The sequence below is a fragment of the Geodermatophilus maliterrae genome (assembly GCF_041018925.1).
In the GTDB taxonomy this organism is placed as follows: Bacteria; Actinomycetota; Actinomycetes; order Mycobacteriales; family Geodermatophilaceae; genus Geodermatophilus; species Geodermatophilus maliterrae.
In genome coordinates this window covers 1-11,030 of record NZ_JBFNXQ010000137.1, presented here as the reverse complement: position 1 = coordinate 11,030, position 11,030 = coordinate 1, and the positions used below count along the sequence as shown (strand labels likewise).

Below are 11,030 nucleotides of genomic sequence, written 5' to 3'. Positions count from 1 at the left end.
GGCCGGCGGGTACCAGGAGCCGCTGGGCGGCGCGGACGGCGGCGGCGTCCACCCCGGGGTCGCACCGGTCGGCTGCTGCGCCGGGTTCGTGTACGGGTGTCCGTCGGTCACGGTCCTGGTCCTCCTCCTGGGCGGCCGTCCGCCACCCCTGCACCCCCGACGGTGCGCCGGGCGTCTGGTGGGGCGCTGGAGAGCGCCTGTGAGGTCCCTGGGCGGGGGTCCCCGGGGCGGGCGCCTCAGCGGGGCAGGCCGGCCAGCACCCGCCCCCGGGCCACCAGCTCGGTGACCACCCACACGGCCGCCACCTCGGCGGCCAGCAGCCCGACGAGCACGAGCAGCTGGGCGGCGCCGGCCGCCAGCGGGCTGCCCCCGCCGAGCAGGACGCCCACGAACGCGCCGGGGAGCGTGACCAGGCCCACGGTCCGGGTCTGGTCCAGCGGCGGCACGAGCGCGGTGGCGGCGGCCGGGCGGGCGACCTCCAGGACGGCGTCGCGGGGGAGCAGGCCCAGCGCCAGGGCCGCCTCGACCTCGCCGCGCCGGGTGGCCAGCTCCTCGCGCAGCCGCCGTCCGGCCAGCGACGTCGCCGTCATCGCCCCGCCGATCAGGATGCCCGCCACCGGGATCACGGCCTCGCCGCGCAGCGGCACCGTCCCGCTGCCCAGCACGAGCGCCACGACCGGCGCGGCGCCGCTGACCACCGCCAGCCCCGCCGTCACCACCCGGCGCGGGGCACCGGGGGAGCGCAGCGGCAGGCCGCTCACCCGCCCGGCCGCGGTCACCGCCGCGACGCCGACCATGAGCAGCACGAACGCCGTCGACAGCCACAGCGAGCGGACGACCAGCAGCAGCACCGCCGAGACCACGCCCAGCTGAACGGTGGCCCGCAGGGCCGCGACGACGACCGGCCGTTCCTGACCCAGGCCGGAGAGCCGGCCCCCGGCCGCGGCCAGCGCGGTGAGCAGCACCAGCACCACGGCGAACCGCGGACCGAGGTCGACGACGGAGGAGCCCACGGGCTCCGATCCTGCCGTGCGCGACCGAACGGTCCCGACACGCCCGGCCACGGTGTGCGACCGGACGGCCGCTGGGTAGGGGGCCGGCCCGGTCGCCCTCCTCCGAGGACGGCCGGACCCCGTGCCCGGCCTGTGCTCCCTGGAGGCTGCTCGTGTCCACCCGCGGTCTGCCCGCCCGCCTGCTCCTCGGCCTCGCCCTCCTCGCCGGGACGGCGGTGGCCGTCGTCGGCGGCCTCGCCCTGCGGCCCGCCGGGCTGCTGGCCGTCGGGCTGGCCTCCGTGGTCACCGCCTGCCTGGCCGCCGGGGTGGCCCGCGAGTCCACCGGGGACGGCGGCCCGGCGCCGCTGGAGGCCGCCTGGCGCACCGGCGCGGTGACCATCGGCGTCCTGCTGTTCCTGTCCGGCACGGCCGCGCTCGGCGGCCCGGCGCTCACCGCACTGGCCGGCGCCCTGCTCGCCGTCGCCGGGCTGGGCGTCTGGCTGGTGCGCGCCGGGCGGTCTGCCGGGGGCCGTCCCGGGACCGCCGCGGCCCCGTTCGCGCCGATGGCGCCGTCGGGGGCACAGCGGCCGGTCGCCGGGGCGCGTCAGGCGGAGGCCGGCGCGACCGTGCTGTCCTTGCCGCCGGTGGCGACGCTGTCGACCGCCGCGCTCGGTCAGGAGTGGCTCGGCACGACCGCGGCCCTGGCCGGTCGGCTGGACCCGGCCGCGCGGCAGGCCGTCGTCCGCCGTCGACAGGAGACCCTCGACGAGCTCGAGCGCCGCGACCCCGAGGGCTTCGCCCGCTGGCTGGCCGAGGGGCCGGTGCCGGGCAGCGACCCGGCCGCCTGGCTGCGCCGGGGGCCGGCCGCGGGCACCGACGCCGCCTGAGCCCCGGCGCCCGGTCACGGTCCGTCCACGCGGACGGTCCATCGGGCACGCGACCCGGGTCGGCGCCCGACCGGCACCCGTCCGCACGGGAGAAGTGGTTGCCCTGGTCCGTCTGCGGGACGGACACTTGCCATCCCGTGGAGGGAGCCGACCATGTCGTGGCACCTCGAGGGCAGCTACGCCGAGACGTGCTCGTGTGAGCTGATGTGCCCGTGCAACCTCTCGTTCGACCACGGCGCCACCTACGACTTCTGCCGGGCGACGCTGGCCTTCGCCATCCGGGAGGGTGAGGTCGAGGGAACGGACGTCCGGGGTCGCCGGGTGGTGACGATCATCGACACGCCGAAGGTCATGACCGACGGCAACTGGCGGCTCGGGATGTTCGTCGACGACCAGGCCACGGACGAGCAGTTCGACGGGCTGGTCAAGGTCTTCAGCGGTCAGCTCGGCGGCCCGATGGCCATGCTGGCGCCCCTCGTGGGCGAGATCGTCGGGGTCGAGCGGGCGGCCATCGAGGTCAGCGACGACGGACTGCGGCACAGCGTGCGCGTCGGGGACGTGATCGAGTTCGAGGTCGAGGACATCGTGCCGTTCGGGAAGGAGGACGGCCGGCCGGTCCGGTTCGACGGCATGTTCCACCCCGTCGGGTCGAACCTGACGATGGCCGAGGCACGACGTTCGCGGATCAACGCGTTCGGCATCCAGTACGAGGGCAGGACCGGGCTCTCCACCACCGAGTTCTCCTGGGCCGCCTGACCCGATGAGCGCCCCGGCGCAGGGACGTCGCACCGGAGCGGGAGGTCTCGCGCCGGCCTTCGCCGCCGTCCGCGTCCGGCTGGGACTGGTCGCCGCGCTGTTCGCCCTCGCCGCCGTCGGCTGGTGGTGGACCGTCCGCCAGATGCAGGGCATGGACCAGGGCCCGTGGACCGGCCTGGGGACGCTCGGCTGGTTCCTCGGGGTCTGGGTCGTGATGATGGCCGCGATGATGTTCCCGTCGGTGGCGCCGACGGTCGCGCTGTACTCCCGCCTGACCAGGCAGCGGTCCCCGCTCTCGCCGCTGCTGTTCGCGGCGGGCTACGTGGTGACGTGGGCCGGCGCGGGGCTGGTCGCCTTCACGCTGGCGGCGAGCGTGGAGCGGATCTCGGGCGGTGTGCTCGCCTGGGACCGCGCGGGCCGGTGGGTCGCCGGCGTCACGCTCCTCGTGGCGGCCGGCTACGAGCTGAGCCCGCTCAAGGACGTCTGCCTGGGCAAGTGCCGCAGTCCGCTCGGCTTCCTGCTCGGCGCCTGGCGGGACGGGCGCTGGGGAGCGCTGCGGATGGGTGCGCAGCACGGCGCCTGGTGCGTCGGCTGCTGCTGGGCGCTGATGGCGTCGCTGTTCGCGCTGGGCGTCATGAGCGTCGCCTGGACGGCGCTCGTCGCCGGGTTGATCGCCCTCGAGAAGACCCTGCCGTGGCGCCGGGTGGCGACCTACGGGACAGCCGTCGTGCTGCTCCTCCTCGGCGTGCTGCTGGTCGCCGCCCCCGACGTCGTCCCGGGCCTCACCGTCCCCGGGTCCGGCCAGGTGGACGAGATGGAGCCGATGGACTCGTAGCGCTCCGCGCGCCGGCGGTCCCGTAGGTCGCCACCCGGCGTGACACCGTCCTCATGACGCTCGGGCAGGCCGCCCGTCCGCCGGCCCCTCGGAGATCGTGGGCCTCGGTGTGGTGGCTCGCCTCCCGGCACCTCTAGCGTGAGTCGTGCGCGCGGCTGTGATCACTGCACTCAGCGGGCCGGGAGCCGTGGCGGTCCAGGAGCGGCCGGAGCCCGTGCCGACGTCGCGCCAGGTGCTCGTCGACGTCGAGTACGCGGGGGTCACCTTCCCCGACGTGCTGCACACCCGCGGTGAGTACCAGCGACGTCCCGACGTGCCGTTCACCCCGGGTTGGGAGGTGGCCGGAGTGGTGCGGGCGGATGCCGCGGGCTTCCGTGCCGGCGACAGGGTGGCGGCCATGCCGACCATCGGGGGCTTCGCCGAGACCGTCGCGGTGGACGCCCGCATGGTGTTCCCGCTGCCCGACAGCGTGCCGTTCGACAGGGCTGCGGCGCTGCCGCTGAACTACCTGACGGTGCACTTCGCGTACACCCGCCGAGCGCAGCTGGAGCGGGGCGAGACCGTCCTGGTGCACGGCGCCGCCGGGGGCATCGGCACTGCCGCCTGTCAGATGGCCGCGGCCTACGGCGCCCGGGTGATCGCCGTCGTCTCCACGACGGAGAAGGGGGAGGTCGCACGGGCCGCCGGGGCGCACGAGATCGTGCCGGTCGACGGCTTCCGCGACGACGTGCGCCGGCTCACCGACGGCCGGGGCGTGGACGTCGTCGTCGACCCGGTCGGTGGCGATCGGTTCACCGACTCGGTGCGGTCGCTGGCGCGGGAGGGCCGGCTGCTCGTCCTCGGCTTCACCGGCCGGGAGATCCCCACCGTCAAGGTGAACCGGCTGCTGCTCACGAACACCTCCGTGATGGGCGTCGCCTCGGCCGAGCTCTGGGTCGACGAACCGGACTACGCCGGCCGGCAGTGGCGCGACCTCGTGCCGCTCGTGCGGTCCGGGGCGATCGACCCACCGATCGGCCCGGTCTTCGCGCTCGACGACGCCGCCGCAGCCATCCGCGAACTGGACGAACGCCGGGCTGCCGGCCGGGTGCTCGTCCGCATGCGCTAGAGGACAGGGCTCCGTCGGTGGCCGCTCGCTCAGCCCCTGCCGTCGGCGCCCCGACCACCGGCCCCGACGCCGCGGAGTCCTCCCCTGTGTCGTCCCCGGACTCGTCCCGGGACCTGTTCCCGTGTCCCACCGGCAGGGCGCACGGGCACGACCCCGCTGACCAGGTCTGACGCGCCGGCGACTCCCGGCCGTGCGCGTTCCTCGGGACGCGGTGCGGTCGGACGTGGAGCGCGGAACGGTGTCCCCCGGACGCCTGTCGTGCTGCCGGTGGAGCCCGGCACCGGGTAGGACTGGCTGCGTGCAGACCACCGAACTGCGCAGGCGCTTCGCCTCCAGCCCGGTCGCACGCCTCTCGACGGTGCGGCCGGATGGCGGGCCGCACGTCGTCCCTATCGTGTTCGCACTCGTCGACGACACGGTGTACTCAGCCATCGACGCCAAGCCGAAGAGATCCCCTCGGCTACAGCGCCTCACGAACGTCCGCGCCGACCCTCGCTGCGCCGTCCTCGTCGACCACTACTCGGACGACTGGCGGCAGCTGTGGTGGGTGCGCGCGGACGGGCGCGGTGAGGTGGTGGACGCGTCCCCCGCGCATCCCGGAATCCAGGCCCTGGTGCAGCGGTTCCCCCAGTACCGGGATGCGCCGCCGTCCGGACCACTTCTCGTGGTCGCGGTCGAGCGGTGGAGCGGCTGGGCCGGCACGGCCTGACGAGAGGTGGGCGCGGTGGACATCGGCATCGGCATCCCGAACAGCGTCCGGGGCACCACGGGCCCGCAGTTGCTGGAGTGGGCCCGGCGGGCGGAGGCCGCGGGCTTCTCGAGCCTCGGGACGATCGGGCGGGTGGCGTACCCGAGCTACGAGGAGCTGACCGTCTTCGCGGCCGCCGGCGCGGTGACCGAGCGCATCCGGTTCCTGTCCAACGTCCTCATCGCGCCGACCCGCAGCACGGCCGAGCTGGCGAAGCAGGCTGCCACGGTGCAGCAGCTGACCGGCGGACGGCTCACCCTCGGCGTCAGCCCCGGCGGGCGGGAGGACGACTACCTCGTGACCGGACGAGACTTCGCGGCCCGCGGACGGCTCTTCGACCAGCAGCTGACCGACCTGCAGCGGGCCTTTGCCGGCGCCCCCCTGGTCGAAGGGAGCGCACCGGTGGTACCCGACGGGACCGGCCCCGTGCCGATCCTGATCGGCGGCAGCAGCGATGCGGCAATCCGACGGACGGTCCAGTTCGGTACCGGGTGGACCGCGGGCGGGGTGCCTCCGCAGATGATCGCACCGTTCGTGGAGCGCGTCCGCGCCGCCTGGCGGGACGCCGGACGCGGAGGATCGCCGCGGATCGTGGCCCTCAACTACTTCGGCCTCGGAGACACCGAGGAGCGGTCGCGGGGCTATCTGCTCGACTACTACGGGTTCCTCGGCCCCGAGACCGCCGAGATGATCGCCGGCAGCGCGCACCGGTCTCCTGAGGCGGTCAGGGACGTCATCCCCGCGTTCGAGGAGGCTGGCGTCGACGAGCTGGTCCTCGACCCCACCGTGGGTGACCCCGCGCAGGTCGACCTGCTCGCGAGGGCCGCGCTGGGCTGATCGCCACCAGCAGCGGTCCCACCGTGTCGCGCTGTCTCCCGAGGCCGCGGAGTCCTCCCCGGCCCTGTCCCTATCCTTGTCCCGGGACTCGTTCCCGTGTCCCGCCGGCGTGGCGCAACTGGCAGCGCACCCGACTTGTAATCGGGCGGTTGGGGGTTCGAGTCCCCCCGTCGGCTCCGAGACGTCGACCAGCGAGCCTGCTGTCAGCGTCCGGTGACCCAGCGTCGTCCCCGCCGAACGGCGTACCCGCTGCTCAGGACGGGTACTGCAGTGCGATGGTCCGCTCCACGGACGACGGGCACCTCGTCGCCGATCGCTACCGGCTGCACGAGCAGCTGGACGCCGGTGTGACGGGCTCCGTCCGGCGCGGCGAGGACGTCGTCCTCGGACGGGACGTGCTCGTCCGGGACGTCACCTTCCCGGTCGAGGTGCCCGGCACCGACCCCGCCGTCCTGCGCGAGCAGACCGGGCGCGCGGCCCGGGCCCTCGCCCAGCTGGACCACCCCGGCGCCGTGCCCGTCCTCGACGTCGTCGACGACGGTGCGGCGACCCACGTCGTCCTCCGGGACGTGCCGGGCACCCGGCTCTCCGAGGTCGTCACACGGGATGGCCCCCTGTCGCCGCAGCGCACGGCCCTCGTCGGCCTCGCCGTGCTCGGCGTCCTCCGCGCGGCCCACGCGCACGGCCTCCTGCACCGCGACGTCACACCCGCCAACGTCCTGCTCAGTGCCCAGGGGGACGCCTCGCCGGGCCGGGTCTTCCTCACCGACTTCGGCATCGCCCAGTCGGTCGGGGACGCCGCCCTGGCCGGGACGGGCCTGGTGATCGGCTCCCCGGGCTACACCGCCCCGGAGCTCGCGCGGGGGGAGCCGCCGGGTCCCGCGTCGGACCTCTGGTCGCTGGGCGCCACGCTCTTCACCACGGTCGAGGGCCGCCCGCCGTACGAGGGCGACGATGCCGCGGGGACGCTGGCGGCGGTCGTGTCGGGCGAGCAGGCGCCGTACCTCCGTGCCGGGCCCCTGCAGCCGGTGCTGGAACGGCTGCTCGACCGCGACCCGGCCCGGCGTCCCACGCCGGAGGAGCTGGAGGTGGCGCTCGGCGAGGCCGCCGCGTCGTGGGCCGGTGCCGGGACCGCGCCGCTCCTCCCACCGCCGGCCGCCGTCGTCCCCGACGTCGTCGTCCGCCCCGCCGTGCTGGACGTCGGGACACCCGGACCGGTCGACCGGCGGGCGGTGCCGCCCGCCGGCGTGCACCGCGCCGCACGCACCCCCACCAGCCACCGCGCCCCCGTGCGCCGGCGCCGCCGGGCCACGTGGCCGCTCCGGGTCGGACTGCTGCTCGCCGGCCTCCTCGCCGTGGTCCTCGCACTCCTCTGGGCCGGCCGGGGACCGTCCACCGACGTCGCCGCGGAGCGGCCCGCGGCGACGGAGGAGGCGCCGGCGACGGAGCCACCGGCGGAGACCGGGACCGCCCCCGTCACCAGCGGGACAACCCTCCTGCCCGCCCTGCCGGCCACCGCCGCGACGCCCGGCGAGCGACTGCGGCTGACCATCCCCGCCCTCGCCGAGGCGGCGGAGCGGACCCCCGACGCCGTGGGACCGCGGGCCGGCGCGGTGCTCGAGGACCTCCGGCGGATCGAGAGCCTCGAGGGGGCCGAGCAGCGGTCGGCGGCGATCGCGGCGGACGCGGCCGTCGCCGAGGCCGTGCTCGCCGGGGAGCTCGACGACGGCGTGGGCCAGCGGGTCCAGCAGGTGCTCGACGACGTCGTCCGGCCCGAGCGGCTGGTGGACCTGGTGGCGATGCTCGACGTGGACCCGCTCGCCGTCGGGCCGGGGGGACCGGAGGTGTTCGAGCAGCTGTTCGCCCTCGACCACCGCGTGCCCGCCGACCAGACGGCCGCCCGTGCCGCCGACGCGCTGCAGGCGGTGACCGCCGGCACCGACCAGGGGCGGCTCTCGGAGGCCTTCGAGCGTGCGGCCGTCCCGACCCTGCTGGAGCTGGCCGACCCGGCGCCCCACCGGGCCCTCGTCGACCTCCTGGCCCGGGCCGAGGAGGACCCTGCCGCCGTCGGTCCCGCCCCGGACGACGTCCTCGCGGCGCTGCGCAGCATGCAGACGCTGCCGGTCTTCGAGCTGGGCAACCAGGCCGCCGTGCTCCTGGAGCTCGTCGAGCGGGACGGTCAGGTGACGCCGGCGTTTCGGGACGCCGCCGTCACCGTCCTCCCCCCGCTGGTGCGGTGACTCAGTCGAAGCTGCCGGACCCGCCGACGCGGTAGGGGAAGCGCTGCTCCACGCGCGCGGCCCGCGACCGCTCGGCACGCTCCTCCCGCAGGCGCGCGGCGGTGCCGGCCGGGTAGCCGGCCTTGGCCACCCGGTGCTCGGTGGTCTCCACCATGAACGCCACCGAGTACATGAGCCCCACGAGCAGACCGCCCAGTGCCGCGGTCAGCCGGTAGGCGACCTCCACCGGCACCACGAGCAGGCACAGCGCCACCAGCGGCGAGAGCTGCACCACCGAGCGGGCCAGGTGCCGGCGCACCCACCCGGTGCGGGTGGTGTCGGAGAGCACCCACCCGGACAGCGCCCGGGGCAGCCGGCCGCCGAAGGCGTAGCGGAGCCACTGCCACGGCGTCGGGCGGGCGGGGGAGGGGGATGCCTCGTGCTTCGTGCGCACACCCCGACGGTAGGCCGCCCCCGCCACCCGGGGGAGGGGTGCGCGAGCCGCGCCGAGGACTGTTGTCCGCACGACGCCTACGGGTGGACACTGCCGGGCGCCGAGAGAGGGAGGGCCCCGTGCAGATCGCCCAGTTGCTGCGTCGCAAGGGCCCGGAGGTCGTCACCGTCGAGCCCGGTGCCAGCGTCCGCGAGGCGCTGTCCCTGCTCGCCGACCACGGCGTCGGCGCGCTCGTCGTCTCCGGCGCCGCGGGCGTCGTCGACGGGATCCTCTCCGAGCGTGACGTCGTCCGCGGGCTGCACGCCTCGGGGCCCGACGTGGTCGACGCGCCGGTGTCGGCGCTGATGACCGCCGAGGTCCGCACCTGCGTCCCCACGGCCTCGGTGCACGACCTGGCGCGGCTGATGACCGAGCACCGGGTCCGTCACGTGCCCGTCGTGGAGGACGGCCGACTGCTCGGCATCGTCTCGATCGGCGACGTCGTCAAGGCCCGCCTCGACGAGCTCGAGGACGAGCGCGCCCACCTGGTCGACTACATCCAGACCGGCTGAGCACCCCCTCGCCCCCCACCGCTGGCACGCCCGCGGCGGGACCCCGGACGGGGGCCGGGCGTACGGTCCGTCCGTGGACGAGCGGCGGCTGGGGACGGCGGCGGGGCTGTCCGCCTACGGCCTGTGGGGCGTCTTCCCGCTCTACTTCCCGCTGCTCGAGCCGGCCGGCGGGCTGGAGATCGTCGCCCACCGCGTCGTCTGGTCCCTGCTCTTCGTCGCCCTGCTCATCACCGTGCTGCGCCGCTGGTCGCTGGTGCGGGCCGCGGTCACCGACGTCCGGACCATGCTCGTGCTCGCCGGGGCGTCGGTGCTCATCGCGGCCAACTGGCTGGTCTTCGTCTACGGCGTGAACTCCGGCCACGTCGTCGAGACCTCGCTCGGCTACTTCATCAACCCGCTGGTCAGCGTCCTGCTCGGCGTCGTCGTCTTCGCCGAGCGGCTGCGTCCCCTGCAGTGGGCGGCGGTGGGGCTGGCGGCGGTCGCCGTCGGAGTCCTCACCGTCGACTACGGCCGGCCGCCGTGGATCGCCCTGACGCTGGCGGCCACCTTCGGCAGCTACGGCCTGCTCAAGAAGCTGGTCCGCGTCGAGGCGGCCCCCGGCCTGTTCGTGGAGACGGCGGTGACGGTGGTGCCCGCGCTCGCCGTCCTCGGCGTGCTGCACGCCTCCGGTCAGGGGACTGCGGGCACCGCCGGCACCGGGCACCTGCTGCTGCTCCTGAGCTCCGGGATCGCCACGGCGGTGCCGCTGCTGCTGTTCGCCGCGGCCGCCCGGCGCATCCCGCTGTCCACGGTGGGCCTGCTGCAGTACCTCACGCCGCTCATGCAGCTGGCCATCGGCGTCTTCGTCCTCTCCGAGCCGATGCCCCCGGCACGGCTGGCCGGCTTCGCCATCGTGTGGGCCGCACTGGTCGTCTTCACCGTCGACAGCCTGCGTTCGGCCCGCGCGGCCGGGCGCCGCGCGGCGGCCGAGCGGGTGCCCGCCGCGGCCTGAGCGGGCGCGGCGGTCACGGATCGGACGACCCGTGCACGGCGCACTGCCGAGTGTCGGTACCCGGGCCTACCGTCGTCGGTGACGGCTTCCCCCCGATCGAACGGACGTCCCCACCATGAGCCCCGACCCCACCCCCGCGGTCTCCCCGCCGGAGGGCACGGCGTCGAGCGAGGCCCCTGCGCAGCCCGCGGGCCTGACCCGGCGCGAGCACGAGATGCTGGCCTTCGAACGGCAGTGGTGGCGCCACGCCGGCGCGAAGGAGACGGCCATCCGCGAGCAGTTCGGCGTCCCCCCGACGCGGTACTACCAGGTGCTGAACGCCCTGGTCGACCGGCCTGCCGCCCTGGCGGCCGACCCCCTCCTGGTGCGCCGGTTGCGCCGGCTGCGGACCGCGCGGCGGCAGCGGCGTTCGCCTCACATCCTGGGCAAGGGCTCCTCTGCCCTCTAGATTTGGTCACCGTGGGCAGGCATGCGGCGTCAGGTGGTGACCAACCGGACCGGCCGGCCGCCCCGGCGGCCGGTGGCCGGCGCCGTACCGACGCCCCGCCGTCCGCGCCTCCGCAGACCCCGCCCGGTCCCGCGCCGGTGCCGCCCGACCTGAGCGACCACGCCACCACCCCCGGCCGCAGCCGCGCCGACCGCCGGCGCGACG

Annotated in this window: 12 protein-coding genes and 1 tRNA gene; 11 read left to right on the top strand and 2 right to left on the bottom strand. The window is 75.9% G+C overall.

Features of this window, described 5'->3' with window-relative positions:
• Nucleotides 1–236: 236 nt before the first annotated feature.
• Nucleotides 237–1,013: an ABC transporter permease gene (locus ABQ292_RS24630; protein ID WP_369210346.1), complete on the bottom strand. Its 777-nt coding sequence runs from the start codon at nt 1,011–1,013 to the stop codon at nt 237–239.
• A gap of 152 nt (nt 1,014–1,165) precedes the next feature.
• Here ABQ292_RS24630 and ABQ292_RS24625 point away from each other — a divergent pair, with 152 nt between their 5' ends.
• The 8 genes from ABQ292_RS24625 to ABQ292_RS24590 all read left to right on the top strand — a co-directional run bounded on the left by ABQ292_RS24625 (nt 1,166) and on the right by ABQ292_RS24590 (nt 8,403).
• Nucleotides 1,166–1,879, top strand: a complete 714-nt coding sequence (locus tag ABQ292_RS24625) for a hypothetical protein (protein WP_369210345.1) — start codon at nt 1,166–1,168, stop codon at nt 1,877–1,879.
• Nucleotides 1,880–2,032: 153 nt separating this feature from the next.
• Nucleotides 2,033–2,635 carry a DUF1326 domain-containing protein gene (locus ABQ292_RS24620; protein WP_369210344.1) on the top strand — a complete coding sequence of 201 codons (603 nt, stop codon included), beginning with the start codon at nt 2,033–2,035 and terminating at the stop codon, nt 2,633–2,635.
• A 4-nt stretch (nt 2,636–2,639) separates the two neighbouring features.
• The gene (locus tag ABQ292_RS24615; RefSeq protein WP_369210343.1) at nt 2,640–3,470 is read left to right on the top strand and encodes a DUF2182 domain-containing protein; all 831 of its coding nucleotides are present in this window, start codon (nt 2,640–2,642) and stop codon (nt 3,468–3,470) included.
• Nucleotides 3,471–3,684: 214 nt separating this feature from the next.
• Entirely contained in the window at nt 3,685–4,578 is an 894-nt protein-coding gene (locus tag ABQ292_RS24610; RefSeq protein ID WP_369210342.1) for an NADPH:quinone oxidoreductase family protein, read from the top strand.
• Between the two features lie 298 nt (nt 4,579–4,876).
• Complete coding sequence (locus ABQ292_RS24605; protein WP_369210341.1) at nt 4,877–5,287, top strand: TIGR03668 family PPOX class F420-dependent oxidoreductase; 411 nt, start codon at nt 4,877–4,879, stop codon at nt 5,285–5,287.
• A 15-nt stretch (nt 5,288–5,302) separates the two neighbouring features.
• The gene (locus tag ABQ292_RS24600; RefSeq protein WP_369210340.1) at nt 5,303–6,163 is read left to right on the top strand and encodes an LLM class flavin-dependent oxidoreductase; all 861 of its coding nucleotides are present in this window, start codon (nt 5,303–5,305) and stop codon (nt 6,161–6,163) included.
• Between the two features lie 103 nt (nt 6,164–6,266).
• A tRNA-Thr gene (locus ABQ292_RS24595) sits at nt 6,267–6,339 on the top strand.
• A gap of 99 nt (nt 6,340–6,438) precedes the next feature.
• The gene (locus ABQ292_RS24590) at nt 6,439–8,403 is read left to right on the top strand and encodes a serine/threonine-protein kinase (RefSeq protein ID WP_369210339.1); all 1,965 of its coding nucleotides are present in this window, start codon (nt 6,439–6,441) and stop codon (nt 8,401–8,403) included.
• A gap of 1 nt (nt 8,404) precedes the next feature.
• On the opposite strand, the gene ABQ292_RS24585 is transcribed toward ABQ292_RS24590, so the two are convergent.
• A complete protein-coding gene (locus ABQ292_RS24585) occupies nt 8,405–8,836 on the bottom strand; it encodes a DUF5313 family protein (RefSeq protein ID WP_369210338.1) in 432 nt (143 codons plus the stop codon).
• A gap of 119 nt (nt 8,837–8,955) precedes the next feature.
• Here ABQ292_RS24585 and ABQ292_RS24580 point away from each other — a divergent pair, with 119 nt between their 5' ends.
• The 3 genes from ABQ292_RS24580 (at nt 8,956) to ABQ292_RS24570 (ending at nt 10,826) form a co-directional block, all read left to right on the top strand.
• Entirely contained in the window at nt 8,956–9,387 is a 432-nt protein-coding gene (locus tag ABQ292_RS24580; protein ID WP_369210337.1) for a CBS domain-containing protein, read from the top strand.
• A 73-nt stretch (nt 9,388–9,460) separates the two neighbouring features.
• Nucleotides 9,461–10,378 (top strand): EamA family transporter RarD, encoded by a 918-nt coding sequence (gene rarD, locus ABQ292_RS24575; RefSeq protein ID WP_369210336.1) that lies wholly within the window; start codon nt 9,461–9,463, stop codon nt 10,376–10,378.
• A 115-nt stretch (nt 10,379–10,493) separates the two neighbouring features.
• On the top strand, nt 10,494–10,826 hold the full coding sequence (locus tag ABQ292_RS24570) for a DUF3263 domain-containing protein (protein ID WP_369210335.1): 333 nt from the start codon (nt 10,494–10,496) through the stop codon (nt 10,824–10,826).
• Nucleotides 10,827–11,030: the final 204 nt, after the last annotated feature.

Bases quoted from the DNA above. Each gene is read 5' to 3' on its own strand.
- ABQ292_RS24620 (WP_369210344.1), top strand. From the start codon at position 2,033: ATGTCGTGGCACCTCGAGGGCAGCTACGCCGAGACGTGCTCGTGTGAG.
- ABQ292_RS24615 (WP_369210343.1), top strand. From the start codon at position 2,640: ATGAGCGCCCCGGCGCAGGGACGTCGCACCGGAGCGGGAGGTCTCGCG.
- ABQ292_RS24590 (WP_369210339.1), top strand. From the start codon at position 6,439: ATGGTCCGCTCCACGGACGACGGGCACCTCGTCGCCGATCGCTACCGG.
- ABQ292_RS24570 (WP_369210335.1), top strand. From the start codon at position 10,494: ATGAGCCCCGACCCCACCCCCGCGGTCTCCCCGCCGGAGGGCACGGCG.